General features: G+C 59.3%; 14 protein-coding genes. 7 read left to right on the top strand and 7 right to left on the bottom strand.

Annotation, left to right across the window (positions count from 1 at the left end; genetic code table 11):
• Positions 1-190: 190 nt before the first annotated feature.
• From AC1DYF_RS19480 to AC1DYF_RS19470, 3 genes are all read right to left on the bottom strand, one after another.
• Positions 191-814 (bottom strand): GntR family transcriptional regulator, encoded by a 624-nt coding sequence (locus AC1DYF_RS19480; protein ID WP_477878406.1) that lies wholly within the window; start codon positions 812-814, stop codon positions 191-193.
• 150 nt (positions 815-964) lie between these two features.
• Positions 965-1,633 carry a GntR family transcriptional regulator gene (locus AC1DYF_RS19475; protein ID WP_477878405.1) on the bottom strand — a complete coding sequence of 223 codons (669 nt, stop codon included), beginning with the start codon at positions 1,631-1,633 and terminating at the stop codon, positions 965-967.
• A 294-nt stretch (positions 1,634-1,927) separates the two neighbouring features.
• On the bottom strand, positions 1,928-2,470 hold the full coding sequence (locus tag AC1DYF_RS19470; RefSeq protein WP_477878404.1) for a cupin domain-containing protein: 543 nt from the start codon (positions 2,468-2,470) through the stop codon (positions 1,928-1,930).
• Positions 2,471-2,680: 210 nt separating this feature from the next.
• On the opposite strand from AC1DYF_RS19470, the gene AC1DYF_RS19465 reads away from it, so the two are divergent.
• Positions 2,681-3,934, top strand: coding sequence for an MFS transporter (locus AC1DYF_RS19465; protein WP_477878403.1), 1,254 nt, complete (start codon positions 2,681-2,683; stop codon positions 3,932-3,934).
• Positions 3,931-5,313, top strand: a complete 1,383-nt coding sequence (gene tpa, locus AC1DYF_RS19460) for a hypotaurine--pyruvate aminotransferase Tpa (protein ID WP_477878402.1) — start codon at positions 3,931-3,933, stop codon at positions 5,311-5,313. The genes AC1DYF_RS19465 and tpa overlap by 4 nt, the downstream gene beginning before the upstream one ends.
• Before the next feature lie 532 nt (positions 5,314-5,845).
• On the opposite strand, the gene AC1DYF_RS19455 is transcribed toward tpa, so the two are convergent.
• The 3 genes from AC1DYF_RS19455 to AC1DYF_RS19445 form a co-directional block, all read right to left on the bottom strand.
• Positions 5,846-6,433, bottom strand: coding sequence for a DUF1349 domain-containing protein (locus tag AC1DYF_RS19455; protein WP_477878401.1), 588 nt, complete (start codon positions 6,431-6,433; stop codon positions 5,846-5,848).
• A 78-nt stretch (positions 6,434-6,511) separates the two neighbouring features.
• A complete protein-coding gene (locus tag AC1DYF_RS19450) occupies positions 6,512-6,964 on the bottom strand; it encodes a helix-turn-helix domain-containing protein (protein WP_477878400.1) in 453 nt (150 codons plus the stop codon).
• 42 nt (positions 6,965-7,006) lie between these two features.
• The gene (locus AC1DYF_RS19445) at positions 7,007-10,648 is read right to left on the bottom strand and encodes a FecR domain-containing protein (protein WP_477878399.1); all 3,642 of its coding nucleotides are present in this window, start codon (positions 10,646-10,648) and stop codon (positions 7,007-7,009) included.
• A 265-nt stretch (positions 10,649-10,913) separates the two neighbouring features.
• Here AC1DYF_RS19445 and AC1DYF_RS19440 point away from each other — a divergent pair, with 265 nt between their 5' ends.
• The 3 genes from AC1DYF_RS19440 (at position 10,914) to AC1DYF_RS19430 (ending at position 13,640) form a co-directional block, all read left to right on the top strand.
• Positions 10,914-12,854 carry a CHASE2 domain-containing protein gene (locus AC1DYF_RS19440; protein ID WP_477878398.1) on the top strand — a complete coding sequence of 647 codons (1,941 nt, stop codon included), beginning with the start codon at positions 10,914-10,916 and terminating at the stop codon, positions 12,852-12,854.
• A gap of 81 nt (positions 12,855-12,935) precedes the next feature.
• The gene (locus tag AC1DYF_RS19435; protein WP_477878397.1) at positions 12,936-13,487 is read left to right on the top strand and encodes a Crp/Fnr family transcriptional regulator; all 552 of its coding nucleotides are present in this window, start codon (positions 12,936-12,938) and stop codon (positions 13,485-13,487) included.
• Positions 13,488-13,493: 6 nt separating this feature from the next.
• Complete coding sequence (locus AC1DYF_RS19430) at positions 13,494-13,640, top strand: hypothetical protein (protein ID WP_477878410.1); 147 nt, start codon at positions 13,494-13,496, stop codon at positions 13,638-13,640.
• A gap of 41 nt (positions 13,641-13,681) precedes the next feature.
• Here AC1DYF_RS19430 and AC1DYF_RS19425 read toward each other — a convergent pair whose 3' ends face one another.
• Complete coding sequence (locus AC1DYF_RS19425) at positions 13,682-14,677, bottom strand: LacI family DNA-binding transcriptional regulator (RefSeq protein WP_477878396.1); 996 nt, start codon at positions 14,675-14,677, stop codon at positions 13,682-13,684.
• Positions 14,678-14,955: 278 nt separating this feature from the next.
• Between AC1DYF_RS19425 and ltnD the strand changes: the two genes are divergently transcribed.
• Both ltnD and otnI read left to right on the top strand, forming a co-directional pair.
• On the top strand, positions 14,956-15,885 hold the full coding sequence (gene ltnD / locus AC1DYF_RS19420; RefSeq protein WP_477878395.1) for an L-threonate dehydrogenase: 930 nt from the start codon (positions 14,956-14,958) through the stop codon (positions 15,883-15,885).
• 3 nt (positions 15,886-15,888) lie between these two features.
• Positions 15,889-16,665 (top strand): 2-oxo-tetronate isomerase, encoded by a 777-nt coding sequence (otnI, locus tag AC1DYF_RS19415; RefSeq protein WP_477878394.1) that lies wholly within the window; start codon positions 15,889-15,891, stop codon positions 16,663-16,665.

Below are 16,665 nucleotides of genomic sequence, written 5' to 3'. Positions count from 1 at the left end.
CCTCGTATGGTGCCGCAAAGAGTGCCGAGATCTACACACAAGGTTCGACGCCGCCGAAGTATGGCTTCTGACGCGAGTAACCTCCCAGTATGACTGCTCGCTTCCAGGAGCACGTCGCCGCGCTACCACCCGGCGACGTGCTTTGTTCAGGCCTGATAGACTCCGAGCATATCTCATGAAAGGGCCTGTCTCAGGCCCAGTCTCCCACGAGATGGCTGAGATGATTGGTCATCAACGTTGCGGTCAGCGGACCATTGCCCGACACGATCGCGTCCAGGATGGGCTGGTGTTCCTCAGCCGACCGCACCAATCCCCCGCGCTCCGATAGCGCCTTCAAACCATATTGCCTTGACTGGTCTCGAAGATTTTCGACGATGGAAACAAGCTGTTCGTTCTGAAGCAGTTGCAGCAGACCCAAATGGAACTGCCGGTCCATGTCGAGATAGCCGACAATGTCACCTTCCTTGGCGTGTCTGAACATGGTCGCGGCAATTTCTGAAAACTCCTGAAATCGCTGAGCGACGATGTCTTTCATCGTGCTGAGCTTGACCATGGACGGTATCTCCAGGAGCATCCTGAGTTCATAAATATTACGCCGTTCCTTGTCGCTGAGCGGAACGACCCTGAAGCCACGGTTCTTCACCGTCTCCATCAGGCCTTGATTGACGAGCGTCAGCATGGCCTCACGGACTGGGCTGTTCGATACGCCCAGTTCTGCGGCCAGCGCCGCAGCGGAATAGATCTGACCTGGCGCAAGGTCGCCCGATACCAGTCTCAGTTTCAGGACCTGGAGCGCCTGGTCCCGCAAATTCATTTGCTGAAGAATATTTTCCACGGACTATCACAATGGGTTATCGGTTACATATTATATATGTCATTCGCGCTGGTGATGCAAGTTTGGCGGCGCAACCTGTATGCAGGCGGTAGGAGGACCTAGTCCGACTATAAACTGTGAAAATGATTCTTAGGCTGGTTGATTTGACGCCGGGCCGCCCCAGTCTTCGATCAACTGATGAATATGATGCCTCATCAGATCCGCCGCTTTGTCACCGTCGCCCGCGAGAATGGCTTCGAGTATTTTCTCGTGCTCGCTGGCCGAACGGGAAAGAACGGCGTGGGCGGTAACGCCACCAACGCCATACTGTCGCACCTGATCGCGAAGCGTTTCGATGGTCGACACCAGATAGGGATTGTTGAGTATCCCGAGAAGCTGGAGATGAAATGCCTTGTCGACCCTCAAATAGCCGACAATGTCGTTGTTCTCGGCACTATTGCGGAGTTCAGCGAGCTTCGCACGCAGTTCGTGCTCCACTTTGCGCACCTGGTCCGGCATGCCTGCAAGCGTGTGGATGCTCGGAATTTCCAGCAGGAGCCGCACCTTATAAATATCTTCCAGCTGTTTACGCCGAATGGGGATAACCCGAAATCCGCGATTGCGAACGGTTTCCATGAGACCCTGATGGACCAGCGTCAGCATCGCCTCCCGTACCGGGCTGTTGGAAACGCCAAGCTCTGCCGCCATCGCGGCAGCTGAGTAAATCTCACCCGGTGCCAATGCTCCGGAAACCAGTCGCGCTTTGAGGATATCCAATGCCTGCTGCCGCAAATTATGTTGTCGGATCTGAGGTTCCAATGTGAGTCCCGCAATGCTGATTGGTTGCGTATTACATAACACCGGAGCAGCCAAAGGCAAACGCCTCTCGTTTGGATCCGAGGGGGCATGTCGCCGGCATCCTGCAGGTCGGCATGCGTCTCCTTCGTTTCAGCCCGTCCTTTCCCACCATCATAAGCTCAACTGCGCCAATGAGCCGACACCTCGTTTGCTGCGCTCAGTTGATAAGCTGGGCGAGATCTGCCTCGAATTGACACCCGACTAAAACGTCGGCGGGGTGCATGCGCTCACGACTTCGCAGACGACCGGCCCAACTCATCGGAAGCGGTGCGGCCTGCGGCTGTCGAAGTAATACGCGTCGCCCGGGCCGAGAATCCGACGCTCGCCGTCAACAGTCACTTCCAGCTTGCCGCTGAGGATGATCCCGCCTTCTTCGCCATCATGGACGAGAGGAATGGAGCCGGTGTCGGCGCCCGGTTGATATCGTTCGCGCAGAATCTGAAGAGCACGGCCGAATGTCTTTTCTCCGACCTGTCGGTAGGAGATTCGACCCTTGCCGATCTCGATCAATTCGTCTTCCCGGTAAAAAGCCTTTTTCGGAGCGGCTGGCTGCAGGGCGAAGAACTCCGCCATCCCGATCGGTATCCCGTCGAGAATGCGCTTGAGTGCACCGACGGACGGATTGCTGCTGTTCGATTCAATGAGCGAGATCGTCGAGTTGGTCACGCCCACGCGTTTGGCCAACTGTCTTTGCGACAGGCCGTGAAGTTCGCGGACATGCCGAAGTCGTCCGCCCAGATCGTCGATCAATGCAATACCTCCGCCGGCGTGTTGAGAGTGTTGATCATTTCGAAACATATGAACGATGATATCATGTTTTTCAATGGGTTATGGAAACAAAGAAAACGACTTGTTGATGAAGTCCAAACGTGATTTCCATGATCGCGACATTCCGGAGGAAACACCGTGTCACAGGCAATGCCGCGCAACGCGCCGTCTCCACGGTGTTGCAGGATGCTCGTCGCCACGGAAGTCCGGATGTGTTTCATCGCGGGGGCACGTGGACACATGAACATCTCCGTTGCGCAGAAGAAAGTCGATGGCGGCGAATTTGCCATCCTCTGCATCGGTGGATTTCTCCTTTCGATCGCCTATGGCGTGACCTTTCTGATTCCGATGCTGGTGGGGCAGCGCGGCGGAAACGAGGCGATGGCGGGTCTGGTGATCTCGGCCGCCACGCTCAGTACCGTCGTTCTGGTCATCCTGTCCGGCCACATCGCCGACGTCATCGGTTCCCCGCGGGCCGTGGCCGTCTCGGGACTGTTTCTTGCGGCTTCGGGGCTGGGCTTTGCCCTGGTCCCTTCAGCCGGGGCGGGCCTGATGACCGTCGGCCTGATCCTCGGCATCGGCTGGGGCACGTTTTATACGCTCGGACCCATCCTGGTCGCCGCGATCATCGAGCCGGAACACCGGATCAAGTCCTTCGCCCTGCTTTCGGGGTCGATGATGTCGGGCATCGGTGCCGGACCGATCGTCGGCCGTATTGCCACCGGCTTGTCGTTGCCGATCGAAACGGCCTTCGCGCTGGCGTCGTTTTCCAGCCTCATCGGCGGCGCGCTTTATTTCTGGCTCCATGTCCGGCTGACCGGCGCTGGCAAGATTGTGCCGCATGTCAACAAGATCTCGTTCAGTGCCGCGCGCCAGGTCGTCGCTTCGCCTGCAATATATTCCATCGTCATGGTTGGCGTCGGCGGCGCAATCTTCGGTGGGCTGTCCAGCTTTCAGACCAGCTATGCCAAAGCGCACGGGTTCGATTATTCCCTGTTCTTCTTTGGCTTCATGTCGGCTGCGATCTCTGGCCGCCTGTTCCTTGCAAAACATGTCGTCAAGCAGGACCCGTTCCATTCACTTCTGGTCCTGACGAGCCTGACGCTGGCCTCGATCATCCCATTCCTTTTCATGCCGTCCAACCCGCTGGCCTATCTCGGAACCGCGGCGATGCTGGGGGTGGGGTACGGGCTGACCTATTCCGTGATCAACGGCCTCGCTGCCAACGAGGCGCCGGCAGGCCTCATGCCGCAGTCGCTGCTGTTGTTCGCACTGGCCTATTTCATCGGGGTGTTCGGCTTTCCGTTGATCGCCGGCAAACTGATCGTTTCATCTGGTATCCAGACCATGCTCCATGCGCTGTTGTCGCTTGCTGTCGTCAATTCAGCGATCGTCCTGTTTCGCGTCGCCCGCCGTGCCGGCGCAAGGCCTGAAACAAAGCGTGCGTCGTGCTCCGTTTCCAACAATCGTCTGCATAAGGGAACTCCGAAATGAACATCACGACGTCTCCAAACGATATCAGCCATGTCGTCACAGCCGACCGCGAACATGTCTGGCACCACCTGACCCAGCATAAGCCGTTCGAAACGGGCGACCCGCGCGTGTTCGTCGAAGGCAAGGGCATGCGGCTATGGGATGCGACCGGCCGGGAATTCCTCGATGGTCTCTCGGGCGGCGTTTGGACGGTCAATGTCGGTTACGGCCGCGAGAGCATTGCCGACGCGGTGCGCGATCAACTGGTCAAGCTCAATTACTATGCCGGTGCGGCCGGCTCCATTCCGGGCGCCCTGTTTGCCAAGCGGCTGAGCGAGAAGATGCCGGGGCTGACGCGCGTCTATTACTCCAATTCCGGTTCGGAGGCCAATGAGAAGGTCTTCAAGATGGTCCGCCAGATTTCCGAACGTCATCATGGCGGCCGGAAATACAAAATCCTCTATCGCGATCGCGACTATCACGGCACGACGCTCGGCTGCCTCGCAGCTGGCGGACAGATGCAGCGCAGGCTGCAATACGGCCCGTTGCCGGAAGGCTTCGTCGAAGTGCCGCACTGCCTGGAATATCGCAGCCAGTGGGGCGAGGTCGAGAACTATGGCGAGCGTGCCGCGGATGCCATTGAGGACGTCATCCTGCGCGAAGGCCCCGATACGGTCGGCGCGATTTGTTTGGAGCCGGTCACCGCTGGCGGCGGCGTTATCACTCCGCCGCGCGGTTACTGGGAGCGGGTGCAGGACATCTGCCGCAAATACGATATTTTTCTGCACATCGATGAAGTCGTCTGCGGCGTCGGCCGCACCGGCAAATGGTTCGGCTACCAGCAATACGGCATCGAGCCGGATTTCGTCACCATGGCCAAGGGCGTCGCGTCCGGTTATGCCGCGATTTCCTGCACCGTGACGACCGAAAAAGTCTTCGACATGTTCAAGGACGATCCCGCCGATCCCTTGTCCTATTTCCGTGACATCTCGACTTTCGGCGGCTGCGTCGCCGGCCCGGCGGCCGCGCTTGAGAACATGCGCATCATCGAAGACGAGAACCTGCTCGACAACACGGTGCGCATGGGCGAACGTCTCATCGGCAACCTGCGTGCCCTGCAGGAACGTCATGCCGCCATCGGCGATGTGCGCGGCGCCGGCCTCTTCTGCGGCGCCGAACTGGTCGCCGACCGCAAGACCAAAGAGCCGGCCGATGAGAAGAAGGTCCAGGCCGTTGTCGCGGACTGCCTGGCGCAGGGCGTCATCATAGGTGCGACCAACCGTTCGATCCCCGGGCTTAACAATACGCTTTGCCTGAGCCCGGCACTGATCGCCTCCGAGAGCGATATCGATACGCTGACCCATGCGATCGACAATGCGCTGACCAAGGTATTCGGTTAATCAAGCCTGCCGATCATCACACCGTCAGGAGGCTCTCGCTACTCGGCCCGTGTTGCGACTTGGTCGCGAGGTCTCCGTTTGCCTTGCATGCCGCAGGTTTCACGCTTGCGACGGACCGGCTTGCCGCCGGGATGCGTCGTATCCCACAGCATGATGGGGATGATCCGCACCACACCTGCTCCATGCCGCGCGCTGGATAGGAATATCCCGGCTGGCAGCGCATGACATCAATGTAGAAGCGGAGTGCATCGTCCATATCATCGACCAGGAAGACAAAGTGATCAATGCCATTGGGCTATAAGGAGCTGCCGTCTTTATGCCGTGGGTCGTTGACATTGATTTCGTTCGGACACTGAGCAAAAATCAAAGCTCTGATCGAACACAGCCGCCACTGCAGTCACGGATATGCATTCCCCCAACAGAGTCCTGACTTTGCAGCGCAAGGCGCCGCCTGCCAGTCTCCATCGAAAGGGACGCGCCCGAAATCCTGTTAACGGGAAATCCAAACGGCTCAGTCGGAATGTTCGCCGATCTAGTTGCCGTTGCGGAGGTTTTCGATCCGCACGGACGATGTTGCGATTTCGTCGAACTTCACGCGGCATGGCTGACCGAGCGGCGCCTGGGCGAGCAACCCCACGCTGAAGGCGTCGTCAGCGGAGCCGAGTGCGAAGATTCGCACCATCTTCCAGAAACGCCCATCGAGGGACCAATGGAAGGCAACCAGATTGTCATCCTTGTGGATGCGCAGGTAGACCGAGTCGGTCCCCGGTTCCTCCGAATTACAATCATCGGACGTGTCCCGCGTGACGACGGACACGATGGTGGGGTCGTTGAGCGCGGACAGCTCATAAACCAACTTGGCCCATTGCCCAGCCGCGGTGCGGATAATCAGCCCGCCTGCGTCATAAATTGTGCCGAGGGCAGCTGTCACCTTCGCCTGGAGAACAAAAACCGGGGAGTCAGTGGCAAATTCCAGTGACGGCGCGTTCAGCTCCGGCATCGAACCGTCCGGGCTGACAAAATAGTTCGTGCCGCCGAGCGCCTCGATCTCGACGCTGCCGCCAACGATGCTAAACGTGCCGAATTCCCTGTTCATGTGTGTTGCCTTGGTCAGGTCCATTACTCTCTCCCTATTGTTCGACCAACGATCGAATCGCGCTGCCGCCATCTAGCAAGACATGCCAGCCCGTTACAAAACTCAAATCCATTGGCGGTCAGCCTGCATAGGCAACGATAGAGAAACACGCGCTGTATCTATCGGATTTCTCGCGCGAAAGCGAAGACGGCAATCGGAGGGCAGGATACCGAACTGGCGGTGAAGCACGCGGCGCAGATTTTGTTCAGTCGCCAGGCTGAACCGGATGGCGATGGGCTTGATCGGCAGATCAGCCCCTTCGAGCGCCCGGTAGGCCGCTTCAAGCCGCATCGCCTCAGTTGCTTTGGCCGGTGTAAAGCCGGTTTCCTCTGCATAGAGCGGCGCAAAATTGCGCGGGTTCATGCCGGCCGTGACCCCGCCCGATGTCGAAATCTGTCCATCATCGATAAAAATCCGAGCTGCGCCAAGCTCAAGATCCGGATGCGCGGTCTGCAGTTCCTCTTGGCGCGAAAGTATCTGGGCGAGGGGCGGCTTGGCCTTTTTGTGGCGCAACATCTCTTTCGTCGATAGGTCGCTGTTAGCTTTGAGGGGCAACGGCTAGAATCGAGCAGTAAAGCTTGCCTTGATCGTTCGACCGGGTGCGGGAATGTCGACGGCAGATTCCGATCGGGTGTTGAAAATGTTGGTAATAACCAGTCCCCAATCGACGGTACGGTTTTCCGATGTCCAAGTCAGGCCCGCATCGGTGGTCGTGTACCGGTCCAACTTTATTGACACCGGAGTGTGGTTATCGAGCAATTGCAGGCCAACCCGGCGGCCGACGAAATTTTGAGCGATCGTTGCGGTGATGCGCGAAGGGTTCACATATTTCAACCCGACTTGGGCCTGGTAATTGGGAACGAGCGGCACCTGGAGGCCATCGAGGCCGGATGTCAGGTCCTTGCTGCGATTGAATGTCAACGTGCTGAATGTGCCCACACCGTTGCCTATCCAATAATTAGCACTGAAACTCAGTTGGTCGATTTGTCCGCGCGTAGACGGAAAACTGTCCTCAATGTCCTCGATCGATAGTGACAGGTCGCGGAATCTCACATGTTGGTACTCGACAGCCGTGAACAGACGTTCGTTCCATTCCGCATCCCAGCGCATAGCTGCAGTTCGTATTTGTCCTCCCACAAAAACCGGCAGATCCATAGGCATGAGCCCTACGGTTGAGATCGGTGATAAAGTATAGCTCGTCGGCACTTGCGTATCCTGCCGATAAAAGGCAYGGAGCCAATGATTGCTGGCCAGCGACCACGCCACTCCGAGCCTCGGATCGATTGGACCCCATCGATTGGTCTCGTCGTCGAATTGGGTAACATACGCGCCGGCCTGCAACTGGAGATCCTTCGTCGCGTCGTACAGTGCGTCGACATAGCCACGGCTTGCCAGAACCTCACTCGGAAATGGCCCGTATTCTTTGACCGGACTACCGTTCAAGGGGGTCAAGGTACGTGACACCGTGCTATCAAGTTGTGTCACCTCCGCACCGTAGCGGAGCGTCACTGGTCCTACCCCCAGAATATGGTTGAGGCCGAAGGTGAAATATCGGTCGGACGACCTTTGATCGAGCAGTTGCTTATCGTTGTTGATGGTCGCTTGCTGCTGAATGTCGGTGTCGCTCGACAGCGCAAGGACTTGGAGGACATTGCGATCTTCGAACGTGTGGCTCCACGCGCCGCCAATCGTCGTGTTATAGGTTTGCGCGTTGTCGAGCGGAGTCGGGGCGAACACTTGCCCGGGAAAGCTCTCGTCGTCGCGATACCTGTTGCCGAACAGGACAATGCTGTCATTCAGGGTCGGGCGGAGCCCCAACTGGATTACACCACCATCGAATTGATGATCGTCATTGTCACGCAGCCCTTTCGGGCGTTCGATTTCACCCTGTATGTAGTAGCTGACCGGAATGCCAGAGTAGCTGGTTCCCTGAAGCGCGATATTGCCGAACGGGCCCATGCCAGTGCCTTGGTCAAGCCCGCTTATGCCGAGATCCGTTTCGAAAAAACTGCGCCGCTCCAGCGTGTTCCGTTTGCTCTCGTCTGCGACCGTCAACGGGTCCAGAAGAAAGCCTTGCAAATGCGAAGATTCCGTGGATTGGCCAGTCGGGAACCGGTCAAGGCCTGACGGCGGCAGGCTCACAAATGGCGACAGCCGGCCGGCATCGGCTTCGTCAAAAAACGTCGAAGATTTGAACGGATCGTAGGCGCGGGCGGCATAATACTGACCCCACTCGTCCATGCCGAGATTTTCAAGTGTGATACCGAGATAGGACGATGCTTGACGATTGGCATCGTAGCCGGTGTAGAAGCCGCCCCTTAGCTGCCTGCGGCGCAATGCTTCGCGTGCTTGAACAATGGCCTCATCGGCCTCGAACTGATCAACTGCGATGCCGGCGCGGATCAGAGGGATGGAAGGGTTGTCGCGATCGAAACGGTCTGCATTGTCGAGCGCCTGTGCCGTTTCATCAGTAGAATTCTGCTGGTAGCTGGCAATCGCCAGGCCGATCAGCGCGTCGCCGTAGGTTGGATTGAGCGCGTTGGCCTCCAGCAACGCCTTTTCGCCTTCCGCAGGCTTTCCGATGCGCAATAAATAGCGGCCCTTGGCGGCCAGCACGGCATAGGAATGCGCATCGAGCGCCGCGGCGGCGTCGATCTCGCGTTTGGCCGCCAGCACCTGGTCATTGTCCATCAGGAAGCGGGCATAGTTTGCGTGTAACGCCGCATTTTCGGGATTGAGGGCAATGGCACGCTTATAGGCGGCCTCAGCTTCGACGATGGCATTCCGATCATCCTGCACAACACCGATCTCGTTCCACACATCATCAGCACCGGGGGCCACTGCCGCTGCATGTTGCAGATCAGCAAGCGCACCATTCAAATCGCTCGAAATCGCCGCCTTGTACCGGCCCAGGATCAAAAGATAGGACGGTTCGTCGGGATCGAGCTGTCCGGCGCGGTCGAGTGCGGCCTTCACCTCGTCGCGACGATCGAGTTCCATGGCCAAAGCGGCGTGCATCGCCCAGAGCCTCGCATCGTCGGGAAAGCGTTTTTCCGCGGCGACGAGCACTGCGATGGCGTCGGCCTGGCCCTTCAAATGGGCGATGGCCTTGGCCTGGGCGAGTGCCGAGATAACGTCGTCCGCATAGGCAGCCTGGCTCGGCGGTGGGATGGATTTGTCTGGCTCGGCGAGTGAGCGCGCGAACCAGAGACCATAGGCGGCGACTGCCTTGCGGTCATGTGACAGTGCCGGAAGTGCCGCCGCGAACAGACGAGCGGCTTCGGCATAATGCGTGTCCAGGCCGGCGAGCATGGCTTCAACAAGCTTTGCCCGCGCCTCGTCTCTCGTGGCAAGCGGCCGCTTGAGATGGGCAAGCGCCATGCGCGCATCCGCTCGGCCGGAGAGAAGCAGCGATGTCTCGGCGAGGATGAGCCAGTCATCCGCAGTCCGGTTGCGCGGGGGAACCGCCAATAGGCGGCGGCGTTCTGCGCGCGACCGTGGGCCGTCCATGCCTGTCGCCGGCAGATCCGAGAACACGCCGCGCAATTCGGTGTAGAGCAGCATCTGCTCGCGCTCCCTGAGGTTCACGAGCGTATATTTGCGCGGCGCCTGACCGAGCGTCGCGGTCGCGCCTTCGCCTTGACGAACCAGGACCGTGCCATGCGGATTCTTCAGTTCGACGGCGCCCTCCAGCACCGTCAGCGTTGTCTGCCCGGCGCTGACCCGCAATGTCCAGTCCGTGCCGCGGATGGCGGCGGCGGCGGCCGGCGTGTCGATCTCCAGGCGGCTTCCCCCGCGCACGGCGCGCGCCCAGACCGATCCTTCCGTCAGGCCGAGCACGCTCTCGTCGACGCTGTCGATCTTTTTTACGATCAGCGTGGTGTTGCGGCCCATGCGAACAAGCGTCTTGTCGGCGAAACGAATGGAGAGATTGCCGCCGGCATTGGTTCGCAGCGTGTCTCCGGCAAGAAGGTTCTGTTCGACATCCACCGGGCGCCAGACGGGCAGATCCACGAACTTCGCTTCCTCGCCGATCTTGTGGGCGACGACCGTTCCTTCGGCCGCCGAAACCCGAGGATATGTTTCGGCCAATCCGCGCGAAGCTGCGAGGCTCAACAGAAGAGCGGTGAAAGCGACCGCTATCCGTCGTGAGGAACGAAACGTCTGTTTATTGGACTTGGAAACCTGGCGCCTCTCCATAGCTTTCCGCCTCAACAAAATAAGCGCGCAAACGCAGGCGGCAAATCCCGCCCATTCTCGCCCTTTTCGTTACCGGAATTGATGATCGCCAAACTGAGGTCCCCCGAGACTTAAGGCAGATTAACGAAACTGAACGAGAGTTCAAGTTTGGCAAAACGACAAATCAGGTTTGCCTTTGCAGAATTCGTGCTCTGTGGTTATCTGACGACAGAAGTCGCTTGGTTGAGGTCTTTTGCTGAAGTCTGGTCTTGCAACAGGAAGCCTTTTGGCGAACGGCCGGCCCGGTACGGCAGAAAATCGGCTACGTCGCCGGTCACTGCGAGCCGGCCTTACCGCTGTCGTGACATTCATCATCGTCGCATCGATAACCAGCCTTGGTGCGTGGCAGCTTTTCGATTTAAAACTGTTCGACTACATGTCGACCTTGCGGCGCCCGTCACTTTCTTCCGACGGGCCGATCATCGTGGCGATCGATGAACCGTCGATGGCCGATGTGAATTTGCAGTGGCCCTGGCCGCGTGCACTGCACGCCAAGCTTATCCAGCAACTTCGTGCCGCCGGCGCCAAGGCGATCGCTCTCGACATCATTTTCTCCGAACCGTCCAAGCCCGAAAACGACCTGGCTCTGGCCAGGGCTCTCGGCCCGGACATTGTGCTGGCGGGAGACGAAACGCTGATCGTGACGCCTGAGGCCGATCAGCTCATACGGGTCGAGCCGATCGCGGAGTTGACGGAAACGGGGGCAAAACCCGGTATCGCATCGATCGGCCTGGGCCGGGACGGCGTCTTCCGGCGGATGCCGACCTATACGGACGGGTTTGCCGTCCGGCTGGGGCAGGCCGCGGGGCTGAGGGTCGGTGCGCCGCTTGGCGACAGGCTGGCACAGGTTTTCGGGCCAGCGCGCACCTTTCCAACGGTGTCCTACTATCAGGCGCTTGATCCCGAGAAGATGTTACCATCAGGGTTTTTCAAGGACCGGGTGGTGATTGTGGGGCTGAGCCTGCAGAATGCGGCAAGCGTGAAAAGCGGCGCCAGCGACGCGTTCGCGACATCCTATACCGTTCATACAGGCAAATTGCTGGCCGGCGTCGAGATCCAGGCGACAATATTCGAAAATCTCCGGCGAAACCTGTCCGTCGTCCATCCGGGCTGGATCGGAGGCTTGCCGCTGCTGTTCGGCGCCTGTGTGTTGGCGGCTGCGGTCTCCGTCGGGTCCCCCGGCTGGCGCACCGTGACGGCCGGGCTGCTCGCCCTGTTCCTGCTGGCTGCGATCAGCGGCGCCGGCTTGTGGTTGACTTATGTCTTCGTCTCGCCGCTTGGTGCAATGGTGGCCTATCTCGCTGTTGCAGCGGCCCAGGCTGCATTCGACTATGCCGAGGAACGTCAGAATCGAAAGCAGATCATTCGGGCATTCTCGCAATATCTTTCCCCGGCACTGGTGAAACGGCTCGCAGATGATCCGTCTCATCTCAAGCTGGGCGGAGAGCGCAGAACGCTGTCGATCCTGTTTTGCGATGTGCGCGGTTTCACCACGATATCCGAACAGCTCAAGGACGATCCGGAGCAGTTGACGGCATTGATCAATCGGCTTCTGACGCCGCTGAGCGACATCGTGCTCAAGGAGGGCACGGTGGATAAATATATCGGCGATTGCCTGATGGCCTTCTGGAATGCGCCGCTCGACGATCCCGACCATGCGATCCACGCGGTTTCGGCCGCGCTCGAAATGCTGGGCGCGATCGATCGGCTGAATGCGGAACTGGCCGAGGAAGCCAGGTCCAGCGGGCGCGAGGCATACACGCTGCGGATCGGGATTGGCATAAACACCGGCGAATGCGTCGTCGGCAATATGGGCTCCGCCCAGCGTTTCGACTATTCCGTGCTCGGCGACAGCGTCAACCTGGCGTCACGACTTGAGGGTGCCTCGAAGAACTATGGAACGCCGCTGCTGATCGGGGAACGGACAGCAAAGGCGGTTGCCGACCGATTTGCGGTCGTGGAGCTCGATCGCATCCAGGTCAAAGGCCGGACGGAGTTCTCACCGGTTTATACTGTTGTTCGCGCAATCACGTCCGAGCAACGGATGCGTCACGACATTTTCCTTGCCGCAAAATATTCGAGGCGGGCTCTGCCCCATTTCGTCGAGCCTCCACCGCTGGAATTGGCTTCATACTACGACGTTATGCGAATGGCGTCGCAGGGTTAATTGCTTGCATGGCAGCAAACAGCTGGTATTGCTGCGGTTTCATACTATCGAGGCGCGCTGGCGGGGAGGCAGGCTCACGGAATGGCTGAAATCAACAAAAGCCCAGCATTCTGGCGATCATTTCCCATCTTCGAAGAGTTTTCCAACGAGCTGATCGAGGAAGTGGCCGCGCTCGCCAGTTGTCGGCGGTGGCCGCCTGGGACCGTGTTGTTCCAGCGTGGCGACGAAGGCAATTACATGATCTTGCTGACCGCGGGCCGGATCAAGGCTTCGCTGATCACGCCCCAGGGCAGGGAGCTGTCTCTCCGGCACTTCGACGCCGGCAATCTCGTCGGTGAAATGTCGCTGCTCGACGACGAACCGCGCTCGGCTGACGCGACGGTGATGGTTGCCGCAGAAGGTTACGTCATCGCCAAGAGCGACTTCACGGCATTGATGGCGCGCCACCGCGCCGCGGTGGAGGCGGTCATGCGCTTTCTGTGCAAACGCGTGCGCGAGACGACGCGGCAATTGGAAACCATCGCTCTCTACGATCTCGACGCACGCGTCGCCCGCTTTTTAATCGCAACCCTGCATCAGATCCACGGCGACGAATTGCCCGGCCGGGCCAGTCTGCATCTTGGCTTAAGTTAGTCCGACATTGCCAGCGTTCTCGGAGCGTCACGACCAAAGGTCAATCGTTCCATTATTCTCCTGGAGGAGGCTGGAGCAATCCGGCGTAACGGGGATGTGATCGAGTGCAACGTGGTTCGGTTGCTTCAACTGGCCGAACCAACCGAGACCTGATCGCCTGTTCCATATCCTCGTGATCCCCGATCGCAATCTCGTCAAACCGTCGCGCCAGGGACGAGCGAAAACCCGACGTCGACTGTCTGGGCTGGCGCATCCTCCAAAAACAGCTCTGCGGCAAGCCGCCCTATTTCCACACGCGGCGTTAGAATGCTCGCGATTGGCTGCGGGGTGTGGCGGCAGATGTCGAGAGCGTTGAAGCCTATGATCGCGAGCCGGTCGGGTACGGAAATGCCTGCGGACAGGCAATGGAAGTAGCCGCCAAGCGCCATATCGTCATTGGAGAAATAGACAGCCTCGACGTCGGGCGATCGGCTTAAGACACATGCCAATCCCTCTTTCCCTTCGCTGACCGAGGAGGCCGCATCCCGGATTTCCCGCTCTCTCAGCGCAAGCCCCGCTTGATCGAGCTGTTCGACGAATCCCTGGAAGCGTTTTGCACTGCGGGTATCGCGCTCCAAGTCGTGCCCGATATAGGCGATACGGGTGTAGCCTTTTTCGATGAGATGGGCAGCGGTGGCCTTGCCGGCCGATCGTTGGGAGAATCCGACCGCGATGTCGAGCGGTTCTCCGTCGATATCGAGCAATTCCAGAACCCGGCAGCCTGCGGCGCGAAGCATCTTCCGCGTTCCCTCGGTATGCTCCAGGCCGACAAGCATCACCGCTGCCGGCCGCCACGCCAGCATGGCGGCGACCAGGGCCTCTTCCCGCACCGGATCATATTCCGTGACGGCGAACACGGCCTGCCTTTGCCGCATCTCAAGCGCCCGCGTCACGCCGCTCAGGACATCGGCGAAAACAATATTCGAGAGCGAGGGTACGATGATCGCAACCAGGGGCGTGCCCGTCGATGCCAGAGCTCCTGCAATCTTGTTGGGAACATAGCCGAGTTTGTCGACCGCCGCGATGACACGCGCGCGCGTCTTCTCGGAAAAGGACCCGTGATTGCGCAGCACCCTGGACACAGTGCTTTCACCCACGCCGGCCGCATTCGCAACCTCGGCCAGCGTGATGGGGGCATTTTTCAGGTCCATTTCAATCCTCAGCCCTGGCCCTTCGCAAATTGGTTCTCGGGTGCGTCGCCGTTTCCCCTTGCCAATCAGGAGCTTAGCAAGTGCACGGATGCTGGGAGGCCGCCTTGTCCGAGCATACTAGAAGAATGGTGCCGTTATTCAATGGCAGCGCTGCCAAAAATGGCTTGGCAGCGCTGCCAAAACAGGTTATAAAAAATGGCAGCGCTGCCAAAATTGCGAGAGACGGAATATCCCCGTCAGCCCTTGGGAGCGCCATAGCACCATTCAGGGATCATCCTATGACAACTCCCCAAGAAAATGCGGCAGCACCCCAGGTGGCGGCGGTGATCGGCCTTGGATCCATGGGCATGGGCATGGCCCTCTCGCTCAGGAAAGCCGGTCTCGATGTGATCGGTGTCGATATTTCCACAGATGCCGTTTCCCGCTTCGTTCAGGCGGGTGGCCGCTCCGCTTCCGGTATCGCCGAGGCCGCGAAGCAGGCTGATATCGTGGTCTCAGTGGTCGTCAACGCGGCGCAGACGGAAGGCGTCCTGTTCGGCGCCGGTGGCATTGCCGATGTCATGCGTGCTGGCTCCGTGTTTATTTCGTCCGCAACGATGGACCCGGCCGTGGCCCGAAAGCTTGCTTCGCAAATCGAGGCAAAGGGCGTTCACTATCTCGACGCCCCCATTTCGGGAGGAGCCGTGCGCGCCGCCAACGGAGAACTGACGATCATGGCGTCGGGAACGAAGGCTGCCTTCAACGTGGCGCGTCCCGCGCTGGATGCCATGGCTGCCAAGGTCTATGAACTCGGCGATGCCGCCGGTGCCGGTGCCGCCTTCAAGATGATCAATCAACTGCTCGCCGGCGTTCATATCGCCGCTGCCTGCGAGGCCATCTCTCTTGCCGCGAAACTTGGGCTCGACCTCGACAAGGTCTATGAGGTGATCACCGCCTCGGCTGGCAATTCATGGATGTTCGAGAACCGCATCCCGCACGTGCTCGCTGGTGACTATACGCCGCTCAGCGCCATCGATATTTTCGTCAAGGATCTCGGCATCATCCAGGACATGGCGCGGACCGAACGCTATCCGGTGCCGGTGAGCGCCGCAGCGCTGCAAATGTATCTTGCCGCCAGCGGCGCGGGGATGGGACACGATGACGATTCCTCGCTTGCCCGTCTTTATGCGCAACTTTCCGGCGCGGCGCTGCCGGAAAAGACGAGGTGAGCCATGCCAGTCTTCGCCGCCAATCTGACGATGATGTTCAACGAATGGTCGTTCCTCGATCGGTTCGACGCTGCAGCCGAGGCCGGGTTTTCTGCTGTCGAATATCTGTTTCCTTACGACTTCAAGCCGGAGGATATCCGCGAACGGCTCACCCGCAACGGCTTGACGCAGGCGCTGTTCAACATGCCGCCGGGTGACTGGGCTGCCGGCGAGCGCGGGATGGCGTCGCTGCCGGGCCGCTTCGATGATGTCGCCGAAGGCGTGACCCGCGCGCTCGTCTATGCCGAGGCCACCGGCGTGAAGAACATCCACCTGATGGCCGGCCTTGCCGACCGCAACGACCCGCAGGCTGAGCTCGATTATCGTCGTGCGGTGGAACATGCCGCCAATCGGCTCGCCGAAAAAGGGCTCAATCTCCTGTTGGAACCCATCAACGGGCGCAACATGCCCGGCTATTTCCTCAATGATTTCCATGCTGCCGCGCGGATGATCGGTGAGTTCGGGCTCGCCAATGTGAGACTTCAGTTCGATATCTATCATTGCCAGATCATTCATGGCGATGTGACGACATGCCTGCGCAGGCTGATGCCGATCACCGGCCACGCGCAGATCGCCAGCGTGCCGTCGCGCCAGGAGCCGGACGGCGAAGAACTGAACTATCCCTTCCTGTTCTCCGAACTCGATCGACTCGGCTACACCGGCCATGTCGGCTGCGAGTACAATCCTCGCGGTCGAACGACGGACGGCTTGGACTGGTTCAAACCTTACAGGCGGGGATGA

This window comes from Rhizobium sp. P2_G9, from assembly GCF_056403475.1.
This window is presented reverse-complemented; position numbering and strand designations above follow the sequence as displayed.